The organism is Atlanticothrix silvestris CENA357 (genome assembly GCF_016056295.1).
Lineage (GTDB): Bacteria > Cyanobacteriota > Cyanobacteriia > Cyanobacteriales > Nostocaceae > Atlanticothrix > Atlanticothrix silvestris.
On sequence record NZ_JAECZB010000093.1, the window covers coordinates 17,295 to 37,889 of the forward strand.

The following is a 20,595-nucleotide window of genomic DNA, read 5'->3' on the forward strand; positions in this document are numbered from 1 at the left end:
CTCCAAGTCAATAAATGGTCTGCATTCAGTTACTGCTGATAATAAAGCGCTGATTTATATAAAACTTGTTCTTGATGAGTTTCTAAAGTGCAATCAGATAAAGGGTAAGTGACACAAGTCACAACATAACCAGCTTTGATTTCATCTGGACGCAGAAATTTTTGCTCACTTTGATTAACTTCACCATCGACAAGTTTGGCAATACAGGCGGAACATTCACCTTGTTTGCACCCAGATGGTAAGCGAATACCAGTTTCTTCGGCTATATCGAGGATATATTGATCATCTGGTACTGGAATAGTACGATCTAATCCTGTTCCTGGATTCATGAGTCGAACTTGGTAAACTGTCATGCTAATTCGTAGTTCGTAATGACGCTCGAATACTCGCTAACGCTACGCTAACGTAATTCGTAATTAAGGGACACAAAAAATTTTTATTGCTTAAGTGCTTTCATCGATAAACTAATTCGCTTTAATTTTTCATTGACTTCTAGCACTTTTACTTTCACAACTTGTCCGACTTTGACAACTTTTTTGGGATCGTCTACGAATCTGTCAGCTAGTTGGGAAATATGCACCAAACCATCTTGATGCACGCCGATATCTACAAATGCACCGAAATTGGCAACGTTTGTGACACTTCCCTCTAATTCCATTCCCACCTGTAAGTCGGAGATTTCCTTAATTCCCTCTTTAAAGGTGGCATATTTAAATTCTGCACGGGGATCTCTACCTGGTTTTTCTAATTCACTGAGAATGTCATGTAATGTAGGTTCGCCAACGTTATCAGTAACGTATTTCTTCAGATTTGTTTTTTTAAGTTTTTCGGCAATTTGTGTCACCTGATTTAATGACACATTCAAGTCAGATGCGATCGCTTCTACTACTGAGTAACTTTCTGGATGGACAGCTGTATTATCTAAGGGGTTGTCACCACCACGAATGCGAAGAAAACCCGCAGCTTGTTCAAACGCTTTTGGCCCTAACTTGGCTACCTTCAAGAGTTGTCGGCGATTTTTAAAGGCTCCGTGCTGGTTGCGATAGGCAACAATGTTATTGGCAACCGCTGCCGTAATCCCAGAAACAAAGGTCAAAAGTTCTTTGGAGGCGGTATTTAAATCTACGCCAACATAGTTAACGCAACTTTCTACAGTTTCATCCAACTTCTTTTTGAGCAACTTTTGATCGACATCGTGTTGGTATTGTCCGACACCAATTGATTTGGGGTCGATTTTCACAAGTTCCGCTAAGGGATCTTGCAAGCGGCGACCGATACTAATTGCACCACGCACGGTAATATCTAAATCGGGAAACTCTTCTAGTGCCACTTTGCTAGCAGAATATATAGATGCACCGGACTCATTCACCATTACTTTAATCGGCTGACGATCGATTGTTTGTAATACTTGCAAAACAAATTCATCTGTCTCACGGGAAGCTGTACCGTTACCAATAGCAATTAATTCAACTTGATATTTTTCAATGAGATTTTTAATAGTTTGTGCAGCTTTAGTGCGCTGTTCCGCTGCTTGGTGAGGGAACACTGCCTGATATTCCAAGAATTTCCCAGTTTGATCGAGTACTGCAACTTTGCAGCCAGTTCTAAATCCGGGATCTATTGCCAATGTAGGTTTCATCCCCGCTGGCGCTGATAACAATAACTCCCGCATATTAGTCTCAAATGTCTTGATTGATTCAATATCTGCGTAGGTTTTCTTTTGTGAAATTACTTCTCCTATGAGAGAAGCTTTCATCAGACGATTGAATGCATCCTTCAGCATTACCTGATAAAAATCACGAATTATCCGGATTTTTGTTTTAATTTCTTGGGATTCCAAATACGAAAGCACTATGTCTTCATCGAAAGCAATTTCAAAATTTAATACTTTCTCTGTTTCGCCCCGACATAAAGCCAGCATATTATGAGGTGCAATATTCCTCACTTTAATCTGATAGTTGCGGTACATTTCAAATTTGGTTGTCCCTTCAGGATAATCGTCTTTGATACGAGAGATAAATACCCCTTCCTCTAGCAAATAATCTCGGATGTATGCACGTAACTCCGCTTTTTCCGCCACCTCTTCTGCTAGGATATCAGCAGCACCTTTTAAAGCTTCTTGTGGTGTTTTAACTTGCTGAGCCTCAGAAATATATTTAGCTGCTTCCTCTTCTAGTGAAGCTGGTACAGCATTTTTGATGTTCAATGACTTGATGAAATTTGCCAGTGGTTCTAATCCTTTTTCTCTGGCGATGGTAGCGCGGGTACGCCGCTTGGGTCGATAGGGTAAGTATAAATCTTCAAGTTCAGTTTTTTGTAAACAGAGTGTAATTTTCGCTTTTAGTTCATCGGTCAGTTTACCTTGTTCGGCGATCGCATTTAAAATTACCGATTTCCGTTCTTCCAGTTCTGTTAAATAAGTATATCTATCAGCGAGATCACGCAGTTGAACTTCATTCATTTCATTGGTACGCTCTTTGCGGTAGCGTGCAATAAAAGGGATTGTTGCACCCTCAGCCAAAAGTTCCAGCGCGTTTTGCACCTGATAAGGTTTAAGGTCTAGTTCAGCTGCCAGTAGTTGAGGAATGTTCAGCATTAGGCGTTTAAGTTTAAATACTCCTAAGGGTAATATGCTAGATCGTTCTTATGGTACTAGCGCCAAGTGTTAAGCTAATTTACTGAATGATTGCATAATCTTGACTTTATAAACTGTTTATTTCCATAGAGTGTTGTGACGTAAACCTAGTTAGATGTAAAATCATTCACAATTAGAAACACAATTTTGATATATTTCTGTTGACTTTTGTCGGCAGCTATGTACTTAGTTTCGAGATTAGTAAGATGCCTTTGTTTTTTTTAATTCCACTATTTACTGGTTTAGCAACTGGCTATTTGTCTAAAAAATGCAACGACGAAATAGCATATTTTATAGGGTTGTTTACAATAATCAGTCTTGTTTTGAGCTTGGTCTTGGCCCCTTGGCAGATCCAATTCGTGCTGTTAGTTTTCGTGATTTTCAGTACTAACAGACTATTAAAGTAGAAATCATCACATCGACACTGGAAGATAGGAGAAACAATCAGTAGCGAGTCCATGATAGCAATTACCACGCACTGATTCACTATTAAACTACCTGGAGTTAAATTACATCCAGATATTCGGCTTCGTAGCTGAAGCCGGAAACTCCAAGTGATATGCAATTGAACTTAATAATATACTTCTTAGCTGTTGAAGTTTATTTTTTGACCATTACCAACTACACCTAATACATTCAATCGAGAAAATTTAAGGTTATCTAAAGCTTGATTCAATACCGACGAATCTGTTTTATCTATCCTTACTACCATCAAAAGACCATCTGTATGGGGTGCTAATAAACTTGCGTCAGCTAGTCCCACTAAATGGGGGACATCATAAATTACTAAGTCAAAAGTATTATGAAAATCTGCCATCAATCGCTTCATTTTTTCAGACGAGAGCAACTTTGTCGGATCTGGTGGTATGGGGCCAGCAGTGATCACAGATAATTGATTCATAGAAGGCAGTTTCCGAATCACTTCTTGGACTGGTAAGTTTGTGGAAATTAAGTTACTTAATCCCCATAAATTATTTAAATCTGAGAGTGTGTGAATAGCTGGCTGGCGAAGATCCGCATCTATAAGTAGTACTCGTTGTCCCATAGCTGTAGCTATTTGAGCTAAATGAAAAGCAACTGTAGACTTACCATCACCAAGTGTAGCTGAACTAATCGTAATAGAGCGAATCTGGCGATCGGAACTGAGTAGTTGAATATTTGTATACAGTACCCGTAAAGCTTCTAAAAAGTTTGGAGAATAGTGGTTGTAATCTTGATTTGATTCAACAGTCGAATCATACATCCCCTCAGAAACATGATTATGTACTGCTACTATGGGAGCTTTTTGAGTAAAACTACGATTTTGACTAGTTTCAATTTGCCTTTCAAATGGATTATTTCCTAACAGCGGTAACTTGCTCTTATTTTGCTGTGCATGAATATAAGCACGGTCTTGATGATTTTTAATTTGCTGTTCAAATGGAATATTTCCTAATAATGGTAATTTGACTTTATCTTTCAAAGCTTGAACATTATGATAAGTATTATCCAGTTTTTCCAATAACAAAGCAGCACCAATTCCTAATAGGATGCTAGCAACTAGTCCTACTATTAAATTACGTTTAAAATCTGAAGCATAAACAGGGTTTTCTGGCTTAGTTGGTGGTTGAAGTAATTGCCAACCTAGTTCTGTTTGTGATACCTGAATTTGCAAAGTTTCGCGGGTAGATAAAAAACGATTTAAACTCTCAGTTGCAACCTGTAAAGTGCGTTGTAATTCGGTATACTGTCGTGCCAAGATCGGCCATTGCTTACGTTTTTGTTCAAGCCTCTGCTCTGTTTTAGCTATTTCTTGGCTCTGTACCTCTAAATTCTGAATTTGATTTACTATCTCTGCAAGTTTTACATCATAAACACGCTGTGCTTCTTGGTTCACCAAGGGTAACAAACTTTCGCGTTTTTCTTTCAATGTTTGGAGAGTTGGATTAACATCCTGCAAACGAATCGACTCTGTAGCAATCTGAACATCTAATTGCTGTAGTTGAGCAAGTAACTGCTGATATAAAGGAGCGTTAATCAGTGCTGCTAGTCTGCCATTTTTTCCCTGTAGGATTGCTAAATCGGCACGAGCTTTAGCCAATTCTTGAGCAATATTTTGCCGTTGATTAGTCAAGACAGTAACTTGCTCAGTAATTAAACTGACCTGCTTATCTGGATCAACAAAGTCGTACTTTTGTCGAAACATTTGTAACTCTTTTTGCAATCGATCAACTCGACCTCGTATCGATGGTAGTTCTTTGTCAACAAACCGAATTCCTTGACGTAATTTGGTTTGTCTTTTTTCTTGACTATAGTCTATGTATTCCTCAGCAATTCTATCTAGTACAGTTTTAATCTTATTAGGATCGTTACTGCGATAACGTACTTCTATAATCTTAGTTTCATTTAACTGAGTAATAGTCAGAGAATTAATCAAGGAATTGTAACTGATGTCTGGATAGGAGATTTGTAACGTCCTAATAATGCTTCCCATCAGGGCAGGACTTTTAAGAACCTGAATTTGGCTCTCGTAATCTAGACCAGCCGCGGCTGAATTACCTGAACTATTATCTTTGACAATATCAACAGACCTAGCATCATCTGTTACAGGTTCTACTAACAGTTGAAAATTACCTTCATATTCTGGTGGTTTCTGGTTTAATGTCAAATTTACCACCACAGTTGTCATCATAGTAATAGTTACCCCTACAATGACTAAAGTTCGTCGCCGTAAAACACCCAGAAAATCTTGAAAACTCCAGTCATCTCCTTGTCCTTCAGCAAACGGAATAGGTTGAGCTTGAGGTAATGAAGGTATGGAGTGACTACTACTATCAGAACTTGAGGAATTAAAAGAATAGTTTTCCATTATTCGTATTTATTAATATCTGGTAATAGGTCGTGTAATATTTGCAGAATTTAAATCTTTACTCATTTTGAAGGTGAGGAAATTGACTGTATGAGTTTTAACACTAATTTTATGCTTTTATGATAATTCACATTAGTTTAACAGTTTTTCAAAGCTGAGGTGTGGTACCTTTAAGCATCAGTATTTAAAACAAGCAGCTAATTAGCATCTACATTTTTGTTTTGCTTTTAAGTGAGAGATAGTTAAAAATTACTTAAATGGCAAATTTAAAGGATAGATATAAGTATAACCAATGAAATATACTTGTACTTAATTTTTACATTACCTCTATTTCAAAAAGTTGAAGTATTGCTTTTAAAAGATAAACAACATTTATATTATATTTGCTACAGAGATAGACAAACATATAACCTATTAGTATTAATTATACATAAGAAAATATACAGAGTAAAATCTCTATCTTATGAAGATTCAGTTTAAAGATATTTAAATAAGATAAATTTTCTATGAAGATATAATGGTCAAATTTGAAACATGGTAGTCTAGGAATCGTAAGTCAAATGTCAACGAATAAACTTAGGTCATAACACTCTAGTAAAAAAAGACATGTAACCAAAATTAATACAGTAAAAGTGACTAATGTCAGCAGTGAAAATGCTACTAATTCAAACAAATAACCATAAATCCCGAAATTTTTCACTCAAAAGTAGTGCTAGTTTAAAATGATGGTATTTTCTATCACAGGCTCTTTGTTGAACCTACAGTTAAAATTCTCCAAACTCTTTTAAAGCAACTTGCTTTAGGAAATTTGCATCCATAGCAGAAAACTGTTGATCGCTAACCTAGACTTCTCTTTCTCCTCGTTGTGTTCCCGTATTCAAGAAAAGTGCGTGTTTCAGTTTTGTGTTCCTATCTTTTTAAGAAAAGCGCGTGCGTGTTTAAATTTTTTTGTTTACGTGTCCCAGAGAAGCCCGTCTGTCAATCTTCTGTTTGCGTATCCAAGATAAGTGCATCGGCTAGAGATCAAGTGAATAAATGACTAATGTCAATCATCTGTGTTGTCCATGAAGTTTGTATGTACTTAATTTCAAGCCTATAAAAGTAGGTATAGAGTAAGTGATTACTACATGAGCTTGGAGAAATTTGAAAATATTTATCAATAACTGAGCATAATTCTCACCCAAATTGCTGCTTGTGAGAATTTCATCTGTATTTTCAATAAGTTTTGTAAAGTTTAAAGTAGGATACATAAATCTGATGAGACTTAATCAATGGATTAATCAAAAATTATTGCCATCTACTTCTAATTCTTTAGAAGTCCAGAAAGAGCATTCGCATTCTATAAAAATTCAGCAATCTGTTAAATTATCTGTTATAACTCAGTTTTTTCCTCCAGACTATGCTGCTACGGGACAATTGATTGAAGAACTCGTGAAACAATTAGGGCAGCAAGGGGTAGATATTGAAGTTTTTACAAGTCAGCCTGGATATGCATTTAAGTCTTCTTCAGCTCCAGCAGTTGAACGGGTAGATAGAATCCGAGTTCAGCGATCGCGCACTGCTCAACTTTGGCCAGGGAGGATTCGCGGTAAAGCTGTGAATGGTGTTTTATACACCTTACGTGCTGCTCTTTACATGTTTAAAGCTTGGCGGCGTAGCAACGTAGTGTTGTTGACTACGGCTCCCCCGTTTTTACCAGTTATTGGATATCTGGCTTATCTGTTATTTAGATTGCCTTATGTTTGTATCCTATATGATCTTTATCCAGATATCGCGATCGCCTTAGGAGTAGTTTCCAAAAATAATTGGTTGGTGCGGTTGTGGCGGGCAATTAACAGACAAGTTTGGCTTAATGCTAAGGGCATTGTAGTTCTTAGTCCGGCAATGAAAGAGCGAGTGGTAGCCCATTGTCCCCAGGTAGCCGATAAGATTTCTGTAATTCACAGTTGGGCTAACCCCGACTTGATTAGGCCAATTCCCAAGGAAGAGAACTGGTTTGCCTTGAAGCATAATTTAGTCAACACATTCACCGTACTTTATTCCGGCAATATGGGTCGCTGTCATGACCTTGATACGATGCTGGAAGCTGCCAAGGAATTACAAGACGAGCCGATTCAGTTTGTGTGCATCGGTGGTGGAGCCAAACGCGATGACTTGATTCAGGAAGTGAAAGAATTGGGACTCAGGAATTTCACTTTTCTACCATATCAAGACAAGCATGTACTACCCTATTCTTTGACAGCTTGTGATTTATCACTCGTGAGTGTGGATGCCTCAACCGAGAGTTTGGTTGTTCCTAGTAAGCTTTACTCAGCTTTAGCTTCTGGGCGGCCATTAGCTGTGATTTGTTCTCCATCTTCGTATCTCAGACAGCTGATTTCAGAAGCCAACTGTGGCGGCACATTTGATAATGGAGACAGTCATGGTCTAGCTCAATTTATTCGTTTACTCAGTCGCGATCCCCAACTGGGGGAACGCATGGGTACAGCAGGTCGTCAGTATATGCGATCGCATTTCACTCCTAAGGTTATATCCCAGCAATACCTTGATGTTTTACTGCAGGCAATATTACCTGATGAGATAACCACTATGCCTAAAAGCCATGTAAAATAAGCTCTTTGGAAAGTTAAAATTGGTAGATTCTAAAAGCACAATCATGGTTGAAACTTAATTTTGGTTACAGACACAGTTAGAATCACCATTTATCTTTCCATTTGTGAGGATCAGAAGCTACTTGTACCCCCTTAAGGATTGTGCATGGGGTTACAAATTTAAAACATAAGGAAGTATTTTATATTATGAATAGTAGTAGGGACTGCTATTTTAAGTGAAATATGACCGATTTTTCTTTGGAGTGAATCAAAAGCAAAAATTACTTATCTAGAAATCTTTATCTTAATTCTTTCAGCTTATATTTTCATTGTTCTTTATAAGGGATATTGCACACATAACCAAATCTATCAAACTTAAACATGAGGTAAATATGATGTAAATTTTATTTAAAGAAATATTATTGTCTCAAAACATGTTATAATTACTTACATGTAAGGAAGTAATACGACCAATTAATACTCAGTATGTAAAAGCTATTTTATTTTGCCTTAAATACTACATTACTTAATAAAAAATTTTATTTGTATTCGTAAAAAATCAGCTTAAGTTCCTGTAATAAAGAATAGAGTTCGGATTGTATACCTAAAATTTAATAATTACTTGCGAATTTCTGGAGTTGGGCTTTGATGGTCTTATTGATCTCAGTCCCTCCAACGTAACCTTCCCCATCTGCTTTTTCTGTTTTATTAATTATTGGGAGGTAGAATTGCAGAGAAGGTGTGACCGAAATCGGAAACGTTCAAAACGACGGGCTATCTATTGCCCAATTCATGGCTGCTACATCGATAGCGTAAGTCAAAAATATCAAATATTTGCCGATCAACCAGGACAGTTGCAGCAACGGGGGATGAGTAGGCGAAATGCATTAATGCTGGTAGCAAGCAAAACTACAGTTTCTATTGAGGGTGAGTGGTTAGAAGCTTTCTGGTGCGAAGAATGTCAACAAAAAAAGTGGTATCACGTTTGTAAATCTGACGGACGCACCTATGAACTTTCGTTAGCACCACAAGAGCTTTGGCAGCAGGTAACAGGAGTAATTGATCCTCAAGGCAACCCTTCTGTTGGAGAATTTACTCGTAGGCATTCAAGGCTGGTAGGCTATCACGGTATGAAAGATTTTCAGTTTGTAGTTTAAGTTTTAAAGACAATAGTCTAAATAAGCTTCAATTAACACTATGAGTAGTCAAGGTATGGCGTCTAAGCAGGAGTTAGTAATTGAGGCTGGACGCACTGAGCGCCAGTACTGGCAAGATCTATGGCGCTATCGGGAGCTATTTTATTTTCTGGCTTGGCGTGACATTTTAGTGCGGTACAAGCAGACAGCAATTGGTATAGCTTGGGCATTAATTAGACCATTTTTGACGATGGTAGTATTTACTATAGTGTTTGGAAAGTTAGCAAAGTTGCCTTCAGAGGGGGTACCTTATCCAATTCTAGTGTTCGCAGCTATGCTACCCTGGCAATTTTTTTCTAATGCCCTAGGTGAGTGTAGTAACAGCCTAATTACTAACGCCAATTTGATATCTAAAGTCTATTTTCCTCGTCTGATTGTGCCCATCAGCGCTGTGATTGTCAGCTTTGTAGATTTTATGATTTCTGGCATAATTTTGCTGGGGTTAATGGCTTGGTATAACTTTGTTCCTGACTGGCGAATACTGACACTGCCTTTATTTATTGGTATTGCCTTTGCCGCTTCTATGGGAGTGGGATTATGGTTAGCAGCGTTAAATGTAGAATATCGAGACTTCCGCTACATTGTGCCATTTATTATGCAGTTTGGGTTATATATATCACCAGTAGGGTTTAGCAGCAGCGTTGTACCAGAACAATGGCGTTTACTCTACTCTTTGAACCCAATGGTGGGAGTAATTGATGGTTTTCGCTGGGCAATTTTAGGAGGAGATTCAAAAATTTATTGGCCGGGATTCACACTATCTTTAGGATTAGTTGTTCTTTTACTAGTCAGTGGTATCTGGTACTTTCGCAAAATGGAACGGACTTTTGCTGACGTAATTTAGGCTGGACAGATGTCTAATAATATAATTCGAGTCGAGAATTTGGGTAAAAAATATATCATTTCTCATCAACAGGAGGATTCTGGCGGTCGTTATCGTTATAAGGCTTTGCGAGATGTGATTTCTCAGGGAGCCAAGTCTCTAGGAAAGAAATTTCTCAAGCCAGTTGGTAAACAAATGCCCAATCCATCTCGTGAAGAGTTTTGGGCATTAAACGATGTTTCTTTTGAGATTCTACAAGGTGAAGCTATTGGTATTATTGGGCGCAATGGCGCAGGTAAATCGACATTATTAAAAATTTTGAGTCGAATTACTGAACCGACAAAAGGAAAAATTGTCATCCAAGGACGGGTAGCAAGTTTATTAGAAGTGGGTACAGGATTTCACCCAGAATTAACTGGGAGGGAGAACATTTACCTCAACGGTTCTATTCTGGGAATGAGTGGAGTTGAGATTAAGAAAAAGTTTGATGAAATTGTTGATTTTGCAGAAGTCGAAAAATTTTTAGATACGCCTGTAAAACGTTACTCTTCTGGGATGTATGTGCGCCTTGCGTTTGCTGTAGCAGCCCACTTAGAACCAGAAATTTTAATTGTAGATGAAGTTTTAGCAGTGGGTGATTCGGCATTTCAAAAGAAGTGTTTAGGAAAAATGGGTGATGTGGCTACAAAAGAGGGACGAACAGTATTGTTTGTGAGCCATAGTATGCAAGCGATCGCCCAGCTTACCAAGCGTTGTATACTGCTTTCTAAAGGTAATGTTCAGTTTGATGGTAATACCAGTAAAGCAGTACAGCTATATAGTGCTGGGCAGAAAGCCTCTAACGAAGAACCTGCTTATTATGAAGCTCCTTTGACCAAAACTGGCAACTATATAGCTTGGGCACGAGTACATACTTCTGAGGGAGAAGGAATTCACTCTTGGGGGCAGCCGATTACTTTTGAGTTTGCTCTACACGTCACTAAACCACATGAAAGTCTTTGGTTTTCTTTCCAGATAGTAAGCGCCTTACAGCAACCTATTTCTATTTTTTGGTTTTACGAACCAGAAGCGCCATTTCGCCGAGAAACTGGGACATTTATTTTGAAATGTGAAATCCCAAAACTTAGGCTTTACATGGGTTCATACACTTTAACAACATGGTTTTCTGAGCGTCGTAGCGAAACACTGCTAGAAAACCTCAGAGATATTTGTCTTTTTGAAATCACCATGCACAAGATTGAGCGTCCAGAGTATCAATGGGAATCTGATGAGTGTACTTATTTAGAAGATGCAGTTTGGCAATCTGTTGAAAAGTATTAATTTCAATTCAATCGGCAGATAAATAATGGCAATAAATGATGATGTCCAGTTAGGCAGTAACGTGAAAATTTTTCATCCCAATCTTGTGAACCTTTACGGTTGCGTTATTGGTGATGACACAAAAATTGGTACCTTTGTGGAGATTCAAAAAGATGTCACGGTAGGAAGTCGGTGCAAAATTTCATCACATAGCTTTCTCTGTGAGGGAGTCATTATTGAAGATGAAGTTTTCATTGGTCATGGAGTAATGTTTACTAATGACCTTTATCCGCGTGCAACAAACGAAGACGGCAGTTTAAAAACTGACGATGATTGGTATACAGTCAAAACTTTAGTAAAGCGCTCTGCATCGATTGGTAGTAACGCTACTATCTTACCAGGGGTAACGATTGGGGAAAAAGCCATAGTTGGTGCTGGGGCTGTAGTGACTCGTGATGTTCCTGAATATGCAATTGTAGCGGGTGTGCCAGCTAGAGAAGTTGGTGATGTACGCGATCGCAACCAAAACTTAGAAATAACTGCTAGCAGTTTTAGCTAACTTGTAGCATTGTTTCTCATTCAACAAAATATGTCTGAAAACAAAAAATTAAAACAAGTAATTATTTCAATAATACTTGAATGTATCAATTTATAAATTGAGATTTTTTTGTAAAAAGGCAGTCTTACTGAAGTATTTATTTTTATTGCTTGCCATGTAAATACTCTCTTAAATTCCCTTAATTGGGGAAAAAAATTGTTGGAGTAATTAAAATTTATGTTGCAATCATCAAAATAATAGGTGTTTGACTGGTTAATTTTTTGTTGCGAGCAATCTCACCACAAAATAGCAGTGTCCATTAAGGGCAATAGCTAGTATTACAAGTTTAATGAAAATAGATTTTGATTAGTTAGAAGCAATGGGAAATATAAATATCGGTGTCATTGGCTATGGTTATTGGGGACCTAATCTAGTACGAAATTTTGCTGAAATTCCAGGCGCACAAGTGACCAAGGTCAGTGATTTTAAACCAGAACTACTAGCAAAGGTACAGGCTCGTTATCCCAGCATCCAAGTAACAACAGATTGTCAAGACATATTTAAAGATCCTAAAATTAACGCTGTTATAATCGCCACACCAGTTTCCACTCACTTCGATTTGGCTTTGGCGGCATTGCAGGCTGGCAAGCACGTATTAGTAGAGAAACCAATGACAGCCTCCTCTGAGCAAGCAAGACGATTGATTGAAGAGGCAGAAAAACGCAACTTAGTACTAATGGTGGATCACACCTTTGTCTATACAGGCGCTGTACGCAAGATGCATGATTTGATTGCCACCAATCAACTAGGAGATATTTACTACTACGATTCTGTACGCGTCAACCTGGGACTTTTTCAGCATGATGTCAATGTGATCTGGGACTTAGCAGTTCATGATCTCTCAATCATGAATTATGTATTGCCATCCCAGCCTTATGCTGTCTCTGCTACAGGAATCAGCCATGTTCCGGGAGAACCAGAGAACATTGCCTACTTGACGTGTTTCTTTGAAAGCAACTTGATTGCTCACTTCCATGTTAACTGGCTAGCACCAGTAAAAGTTCGTCGCACCCTGATTGGGGGGAGTCAACGCATGATTGTTTATGACGACTTGGAACCCAGTGAAAAAGTCAAGATTTACGACAAGGGAATTACCGTCAATGGCAATTCTGAAAGCGTATACCAGATGCTGATTGGTTATCGCACTGGGGATATGTGGTCTCCCAAGTTGGATATGACAGAAGCATTGCGGACAGAAGGATTACACTTCATTGATTGTATTAACCAAGGCAAGCGCCCCATTACCGATGGCAAAGCTGGGCTACAGACAGTAAAAATTTTAGAAACTGCTACCCAATCAATCAAGCAGCGTGGTCAATTAGTTGAACTGAATTTAACAGAGGTAGCAGCATGATTCCATTTCTAGATCTGAAAACTCAATACTTAAGTATCAAAAATGAAATTGATACCGCTGTCTTAAAAGTATTAGAAAGTACGCAATTTGTTTTAGGGAATGAAGTTACTGCTCTAGAACAAGAGTTTACCAATTACTGTAGTGCTAAATATGGCATTGCTGTCAATACAGGTACAAGTGCCCTTCATTTGGCACTATTAGCAGCTGGCATTGGTGCTGGTGACGAAGTGATTACCATACCTTTTACTTTTGTTGCTACCGTGGCGGCGATTTGTTACACAGGAGCTACACCAGTTTTTGTAGACATTGACCCTGTTTCCTACACAATAGATGTCACTCAAATCGAAAAAGCCATAACCGAACGCACAAAGGCGATTTTGCCTGTGCATTTGTATGGTCAACCAGCGGACATGGAGCCAATTATGGAGATTGCCCGCCGTCATGGTTTGATTGTTATAGAAGATGCTGCCCAAGCTCACGGGGCTGAATATAAGGGGCAGCGAATAGGTAGCATCGGTGACATTGGCTGTTTCAGCTTTTACCCCGGAAAGAACTTAGGGGCTTATGGTGAAGGAGGCATGATAGTAACCAACAATCCCGAATATGCCCATACTATGCAGATGCTACGTGATTGGGGTCAAGAACGTAAGTATCACCATGTTATCAAAGGCTACAACTACCGCATGGACGGGATCCAGGGAGCCATTTTGCGAGTGAAACTGCGTTACTTAGAAAAATGGACTGAGTCACGGCGAGCAAATGCAGCACAGTACGATGCTTTACTAAAAGATCTCAGCTTGACTATACCTACAGTCATGCCCTACAGCCGCCACGTTTACCATGTATACGCGGTGCGATCGCCCCAAAGAGATGAACTACAGCAGAAGTTAAATGACCAGGGCATCCAAACAGGTATTCATTACCCCATTCCTGTACATTTGCAACCAGCTTATTCAGATTTGGGCTATAAAGTAGGGGATTTTCCGCACTCAGAACTAGCGGCTAGGGAAGTATTTTCACTACCTATGTATGCTGAGCTAACACCACCACAAATTAATATTGTGGCTGAAAGTCTTCAAGGCATCCTTCAGGGAGTTACTGTTTAATGTACGATACCCGTCCTGGTTTAAACTCCCAACGCCTCGTTAATCTAATGCGGCAAGCAGTTAAACGTTGCGAACTGCAACTCGATAACTTGAGCGTACTTACAGAAGCAGCAACTGGAGCTTATGCAGTCACGCCTGTAGTAGCAGCGATTGCCGGAGCAAAAAAGGTGTTTGCTTTCACCCGTACTACTCGATATGGTACTGTAGAGGGAGTTAAAGCACTGACACAGCAATTAGCAGAGATTGCTGGATTAGGTGATCGCATCGAATTTATTAGCGAGAAAACTCCAGACATCGTCAATCAAGCAGATATCATCACTAACAGTGGACATCTTCGCCCCATCAATGCAGAGATGATTGGCTGGATGAAGCCGAATGCAGTGATTGGCTTAATGTACGAGGCTTGGGAGTTTAGACCAGAAGACGTGGATTTAGTCAGCTGTCGCCTGAAAGGTATCCAAGTAGTAGGTGTGAATGAACGCCATCCAGCCGTAGATGTGTTCTCCTTTTTGGGAATCATGGCTGTTAAGCAGTTATTAGACGCAGGTGTATCCGTTTACACTAGCAATCTTTTATTGTTATGCGATAATCCTTTCCGGCAATTTATTGAGCATGGTTTAGTCCAAGTTGGTGCGACAGTAGATAGTGTTGACAGTCTTGTAGCTGCATCCATAGATAAAAACTACGATGCGATTATTGTCGCCTTGCAGCCAAGAATAGAACCAATCTTAACTGCAAACGATGCTGCTGCGATCGCCAAGCAATGGCCAGGTACATTAGTCGCTCAATACTGGGGTGATATTGACAGAACAGCTTTTATTGCCCAAAAAATCCCCCTATTTCCAGAAATTGAGCCAAAACCAGGACATATGGGTATTCTACCATCAGCAGTAGGCCCAGAACCAATTGTCCGTCTGCAAACAGGGGGACTCAAAGCAGCCGAAGTCATTTGGCGGCAAGCCAACCAGCAAGCATCAGGTTGGGAATTTGTGCAACTCCTGTGAGGAATTAGTCAATGGTGAATGTACTGCTAATTGGTATAGGCCCAACAACCTTAACGGCCTTGGACTCCTTAATGTCCAAGTTTCATGTTCAAGGTGTGGTGCGTGATGCTGGCATAGATGACCCTGTAATTAATTTGGCACAAAAAGCCAGTATACCAGTATTTCCGGACACCTCACAAAAAGCAATTAAGTCACTAGTTCTTAAATATCAACCAGATTGTGTCGTAGTTTCTTCCTACAATCAAATCCTGCCGCCATCAATAATTGAATTATCTACATTCATCAACGTTCATTATTCCCCTCTACCCCAATATCGGGGACGGGCTAATGTTAACTGGGCAATAATTAATGATGAACCTTGTGCTGCTATAAGTATTCATAAAATCTCGCCAGATTTAGATGAAGGCAATATTTTATTTCAACAATTAATTCCCATTCGCATTGATGACACCGTAGCTGATTTATATGACAAATTAAATCAAATTCAGTGGCAAAATTTAGGTAACACAGTTGTTAAAGCTTTTAATGGCTACGAAGGTGTCAGGCAAAATAACACTGAGGCAACTTATGGTTGTACTCGTCTACCTGAAGATGGTGAAATTAATTGGTCTACTTCTACTAGAAGTATAAATTGTTTAGTTCGGGCTTTGGTTACTCCTTTTCCTGGCGCTTATACTTATTTTCAAGGCAAAAAACTGTTGATTTGGCAAGCGATTCCTGTCGAAAATCCGCCTGTTTATTTAGGTAGAATACCCGGACGAATTGTTGGTAGATCCAAAGAAGGTTTTGTTGATGTCCTCACTGGGGATGGTATATTGCGAATTTTGCAAGTGCAATTTATAGGTTCAGCAAGAACAGCACCAGCCAATATAATTAAGTCTGTAAAAAGCACTTTAGGTTTACAAACTGCTGATTTATTAAATCGTATTGAAACTCTTGAAGCGGAAATTATCAAACTAAAAGAAAATGCAAAATAATCGAGTACTAATTACAGGTGGCGCTGGCTTTATTGGTTCTGAACTAGTACGTCAGCTAGTAGCACAAGAAACACAACAGGTAATTGTTGTTGATAATTTGGTGAATGGCAAGCGCGAGAACTTGAAAGATATATCTAGCGACAAACTAGAATTAATTGTGGCAGATATTCGAGACAGCGATCGCATGGCTGATTTGATGTCAGGCGTAGATATTGTTTTTCATCTAGCCTGTCTGGGCGTGCGGCATTCCATTCACTCACCTGATGAGAATCATCAGGTGAATGCGACAGCAACGCTTCAGCTATTAAGGTCAGCAAAAGCAGTAGGCGTTTCTCGATTTGTCTACGTCTCGAGTTCTGAAGTTTATGGAACTGCGCGTTGGGTTCCCATGTCAGAAGAACACCCAACATTTCCCATGACTGTGTATGGTGCTTCCAAGCTAGCCGGAGAATGTTACACCAGAGCATTTTATGAAACCTATGGCTACCCAACTGTTGTAGTACGTCCTTTCAACGCCTACGGGCCACGTTGTCACCATGAAGGCGATAGTGGAGAAGTTATACCCAAGTTCCTACTACGCAGCATGGCTGGGAAACCAATGGTAATTTTTGGCGATGGTACTCAAACCAGAGATTTTACCTACGTTAGCGATACCGCCAAGGGCATCATAGCAGCAGGATGTACAGACTCAGCCGTGGGGCAAACCATCAATTTAGGTAGTGGTTTTGAAATTGCTGTTAATGATTTGGCAAAAGAGATAGCCTCAATAGTAGACCGAGCAGACACAAGCGTTATTCATGACGAACCACGTCCTGGTGATGTCCTACGTTTATACGCTGAACTCACAAAAGCACAGCAACTTTTAGGCTTCAAACCTCAAGTAACACTGCGTGAAGGTTTAATCAAACTGCGAGACTGGTATGTAAGTTCTGGAAAATCCCCAGAAACATTACTAAAAGATGAATTTGTGCGTAACTGGGATATAACGAAGGTGAACTAAGATGTCTGAAGCAAAATCTTTTATCCCATTAGCTAAACCTTGGATGGAGGAAGCAGAAGCCGACGCAGCCAGACGTGCTATTATGTCAGGCTGGGTGACACAAGGGCCAGAAGTTGCAGCATTTGAACAAGAGTTTGCTGCTTATGTAGGCGCAAAGTATGCTTGTGCTGTTTCCAATTGTACAACTGCGCTACATTTGGCATTGTTAGCTGTTGGTGTACAGCCTGGAGACGAAGTAGTTACCGTCAGCCATTCCTACATAGCCACAGCTAACAGCATCCGCTATTGTGGTGCAATTCCTGTGTTTGTGGACATTGAGCCACAGACATATAACATCAACCCGATGTTAATTGAGGATGTCATCAATGAACGCACCCGTGCTATTTTGGTAGTCCACCAAATGGGGATGCCTTGCGACCTAACAGTTATTGTAGACATCGCCCGTAGTCACAATTTACCAGTCATTGAAGACGCAGCTTGTGCTATTGGTAGTGAAATTCTTTGGGATGGACAGTTGGAAAAGATCGGTAAACCTCATGGAGATATTGCCTGTTTTTCTTTCCATCCCCGCAAAGTCATTTCCACTGGTGACGGTGGAATGCTTACCACCAACAATCCCGAATGGGACAAACAGTTTCGTCTCTGGCGACAACACGGAATGAGCGTTCCCGATACTGTGCGTCATGGAGCAAAACAGGTTATATTTGAAACTTACCCCATGTTGGGATATAACTACCGCATGACTGATATTCAGGCAGCAGTCGGGCGGGAACAACTCAAACGCCTACCAGAAATTGTTAAACGTCGGCGTTATCTAGCACAAAGGTATCAGGAATTGCTAGCAGATCTACCGGGGTTAAAGTTACCGACAGAACCAAGCTGGGCAAAAAGTAACTGGCAAAGCTTTTGTGTGAGGTTGCCAGAAAAACTTGACCAATTACAAATTATGCAGGCGATGTTAGACGCTGGGGTATCGACACGTAGAGGAATTATGTGTGCTCACCGCGAACCAGCTTACAGTATAGAAGCTTGGTCTTGTAGTATTAATGGGAATGCTTGTGATTGCGAATCAGTAAAGTGTAAACGCCTAAACGAAAGCGAACAAGCTCAAGATCATGCGATTATTTTGCCACTGTTCCCTCGCATGACCGACCAAGAACAGGAAAGGGTAATAAAGTTGCTGAAAAATGCATGTCAGGACTGAAATTGCCCTTTGGATGAAATTATCAGATTATATAGCTTTGCTTACTTAATAGAGTTAGCAAAAAATAGCAAGAGTAAATAACAGAAGAATTGTATGGATAAAATAACTAACTATATAGCTAACGATACACTTAATCTTTGGCGGGAAGAAGGTAATCGCCAAATACCTCAAAATTTTGAGGTTTTCCGTAATTTAGTGGCACAAGCAAAAGACTATTTGAAGCAAGGTAACCATAATATGGCTGCTATCTATGGAGATATAGCAGTCGAATATGCTTCGCTCAATCAACATTGTGGTCTTTTTGTTAGTCCAGAACTCGAAAATCTTCTCCTTACAATTGGAAAAGAAGCTTTACAAAGTAGCAGTCATCGCAGTGAAAATAGATCATTGCATGAAATGCCAAAGAACATACTGCATATTGTTTACGGAGTATGGAATACTGGTGGGCATTCCAGACTACTTTGGCGTTGGATTCAGCAGGATGCTGAGCGTTCACACTCAGTTGTGTTGACTGAAATGAGATTAGATGATACGCCTAAAGTGTTTAGAGAAGCCGTATACAAAAGTCACGGCAAGATATATGCTTTAAACAAAACAATTGGGAATTTTATATCTCGCGCTAAACGATTACGCGAAATTGCTGCATCAGCTGATATGGTTGTATTGCATACAATGCACGATGGCACTCTACCTGTTATTGCATTTGCAAATAGAGAGCAATCTCCACCAATTATTTATGTAAATACTGCTGATGAGCGTTTTTGGACGGGAGTGTGTATCAGCGATGTCGTTGCTAATTTGCGTGACTCTGGTATGCGTCTATCTCAAAAGCGTAGAGGCGTTGAACCAATGCGTAATATGGTTCTTCCTACCATTGTGGAGCCTACTCGCCGGATACTTTCACGGTCAGAAGCAAAGCGACAGCTTGGTATTAGCGAAAACAGTGTGCTGCTTCTTTCCATAGCTAGAGGTGTAAAGTACAACACATCAGATGGTATTAGTTTTGCAGATGTACATCTGCCATTACTGAAAAAACATAAGCAAGCCATCCTGATGGTTGTTGGACCAGGGAATCGCAAAGATTGGTCAGAAGCAATTCAGCAAACTCAGGGAAGAATACGAGTTTTTGGGGACACTCCGGATACAGATGTGTTTTACCAAGCGGCTGACATATATGTTGATTCATATCCTTTTGTTTCAATTACATCGCTGCTAGAAGCTGGAAGTTATGGCCTACCTTTGGTGAGTCGCTACCCATACTCCTCAGATGCCTGCGAAATCTTTGGTGCTGATATGCCTGGTCTGACAGGCAATTTGATTCGTGTGCAGAATCTTGGAGAGTATACGTCGATTTTGTCACGTTTGGTCGAAGATGAAGAGTTCAGACTATCCCTTGGCGAAGCAACTAGAAAAAAGATCACGGAAATACATACAGCCAATAATTGGCAGCAGTCTTTAGAAGATGTATATCTTCGTGCTGCGACTTTACCTAGGATAAATGTAACGTCTGCTCCACAGGAGGAAATATTTGTTGGCGAACCTGATGTCTTTTTGTCAAAAGTTTGTCCCTTCAAAAAAATTGACGTTGAGCAGTTGATTTTAAACCGTGTGAAAGTAATGCCATTCGATAAAAGATTTTCCTGCTGGATCAGACAAATAAAGATGGGTAACTTTCGCCGGATAAGTTTGATGAACTTATTTGCGCCTGAATGGTTCTATGAGAATTTATGGCTCTACGCACATTTGCAAAAATTCTACAGGCGCTTACGTTATGGTTCTTGGAACCCTTCGTTACCTGCAAGGCAAAGGTAATAAGCTCTAGAAAGGACGAGAAAAGCTAACCCTGTTTCGCATAAGCATTTTAAATTCTCAGTCAGTCAAACTACAAAAGCAATATTACACATAAGCGAGGGATTACATACAAAAGGGAATTGCATACAATAATTTAAAATTTTATCAA

The 20,595-nt window shown here is 39.6% G+C and carries 15 protein-coding genes; 12 read left to right on the forward strand and 3 right to left on the reverse strand.

What is annotated here, in order from left to right; all coding sequences use genetic code 11:
- Positions 1-29: 29 nt before the first annotated feature.
- The 3 genes from I8751_RS23475 to I8751_RS23485 all read right to left on the reverse strand — a co-directional run bounded on the left by I8751_RS23475 (position 30) and on the right by I8751_RS23485 (position 5,483).
- Entirely contained in the window at positions 30-353 is a 324-nt protein-coding gene (locus I8751_RS23475; RefSeq protein ID WP_214441510.1) for a 2Fe-2S iron-sulfur cluster-binding protein, read from the reverse strand.
- Positions 354-436: 83 nt separating this feature from the next.
- Entirely contained in the window at positions 437-2,596 is a 2,160-nt protein-coding gene (locus tag I8751_RS23480) for a Tex family protein (RefSeq protein ID WP_214441511.1), read from the reverse strand.
- Positions 2,597-3,221: 625 nt separating this feature from the next.
- On the reverse strand, positions 3,222-5,483 hold the full coding sequence (locus tag I8751_RS23485) for a GumC family protein (RefSeq protein WP_214441512.1): 2,262 nt from the start codon (positions 5,481-5,483) through the stop codon (positions 3,222-3,224).
- 1,257 nt (positions 5,484-6,740) lie between these two features.
- Between I8751_RS23485 and I8751_RS23490 the strand changes: the two genes are divergently transcribed.
- The 12 genes from I8751_RS23490 to I8751_RS23545 all read left to right on the forward strand — a co-directional run bounded on the left by I8751_RS23490 (position 6,741) and on the right by I8751_RS23545 (position 20,447).
- A complete protein-coding gene (locus tag I8751_RS23490) occupies positions 6,741-8,096 on the forward strand; it encodes a glycosyltransferase family 4 protein (protein ID WP_214441513.1) in 1,356 nt (451 codons plus the stop codon).
- Positions 8,097-8,802: 706 nt separating this feature from the next.
- Positions 8,803-9,231 (forward strand): hypothetical protein, encoded by a 429-nt coding sequence (locus I8751_RS23495; protein ID WP_214441514.1) that lies wholly within the window; start codon positions 8,803-8,805, stop codon positions 9,229-9,231.
- A 40-nt stretch (positions 9,232-9,271) separates the two neighbouring features.
- On the forward strand, positions 9,272-10,114 hold the full coding sequence (locus I8751_RS23500; RefSeq protein WP_214441515.1) for an ABC transporter permease: 843 nt from the start codon (positions 9,272-9,274) through the stop codon (positions 10,112-10,114).
- Between the two features lie 9 nt (positions 10,115-10,123).
- Complete coding sequence (locus tag I8751_RS23505) at positions 10,124-11,413, forward strand: ABC transporter ATP-binding protein (protein ID WP_214441516.1); 1,290 nt, start codon at positions 10,124-10,126, stop codon at positions 11,411-11,413.
- A 25-nt stretch (positions 11,414-11,438) separates the two neighbouring features.
- Positions 11,439-11,951, forward strand: a complete 513-nt coding sequence (locus I8751_RS23510) for an acyltransferase (protein WP_214441517.1) — start codon at positions 11,439-11,441, stop codon at positions 11,949-11,951.
- 358 nt (positions 11,952-12,309) lie between these two features.
- On the forward strand, positions 12,310-13,344 hold the full coding sequence (locus I8751_RS23515) for a Gfo/Idh/MocA family protein (RefSeq protein WP_214441518.1): 1,035 nt from the start codon (positions 12,310-12,312) through the stop codon (positions 13,342-13,344).
- Positions 13,341-14,450: a DegT/DnrJ/EryC1/StrS family aminotransferase gene (locus I8751_RS23520; RefSeq protein WP_214441519.1), complete on the forward strand. Its 1,110-nt coding sequence runs from the start codon at positions 13,341-13,343 to the stop codon at positions 14,448-14,450. The genes I8751_RS23515 and I8751_RS23520 overlap by 4 nt, the downstream gene beginning before the upstream one ends.
- Positions 14,450-15,454, forward strand: a complete 1,005-nt coding sequence (locus I8751_RS23525) for a hypothetical protein (protein ID WP_214441520.1) — start codon at positions 14,450-14,452, stop codon at positions 15,452-15,454. Before I8751_RS23520 ends, I8751_RS23525 begins: the two co-directional genes overlap by 1 nt.
- A gap of 11 nt (positions 15,455-15,465) precedes the next feature.
- Positions 15,466-16,431 (forward strand): methionyl-tRNA formyltransferase, encoded by a 966-nt coding sequence (locus I8751_RS23530; RefSeq protein WP_214441521.1) that lies wholly within the window; start codon positions 15,466-15,468, stop codon positions 16,429-16,431.
- Positions 16,421-17,431 carry a GDP-mannose 4,6-dehydratase gene (locus I8751_RS23535; RefSeq protein WP_214441522.1) on the forward strand — a complete coding sequence of 337 codons (1,011 nt, stop codon included), beginning with the start codon at positions 16,421-16,423 and terminating at the stop codon, positions 17,429-17,431. Before I8751_RS23530 ends, I8751_RS23535 begins: the two co-directional genes overlap by 11 nt.
- A 1-nt stretch (position 17,432) precedes the next feature.
- Positions 17,433-18,635 carry a DegT/DnrJ/EryC1/StrS family aminotransferase gene (locus I8751_RS23540; protein WP_214441523.1) on the forward strand — a complete coding sequence of 401 codons (1,203 nt, stop codon included), beginning with the start codon at positions 17,433-17,435 and terminating at the stop codon, positions 18,633-18,635.
- A gap of 93 nt (positions 18,636-18,728) precedes the next feature.
- A complete protein-coding gene (locus I8751_RS23545) occupies positions 18,729-20,447 on the forward strand; it encodes a glycosyltransferase (RefSeq protein ID WP_214441524.1) in 1,719 nt (572 codons plus the stop codon).
- Positions 20,448-20,595 lie beyond the last annotated feature (148 nt).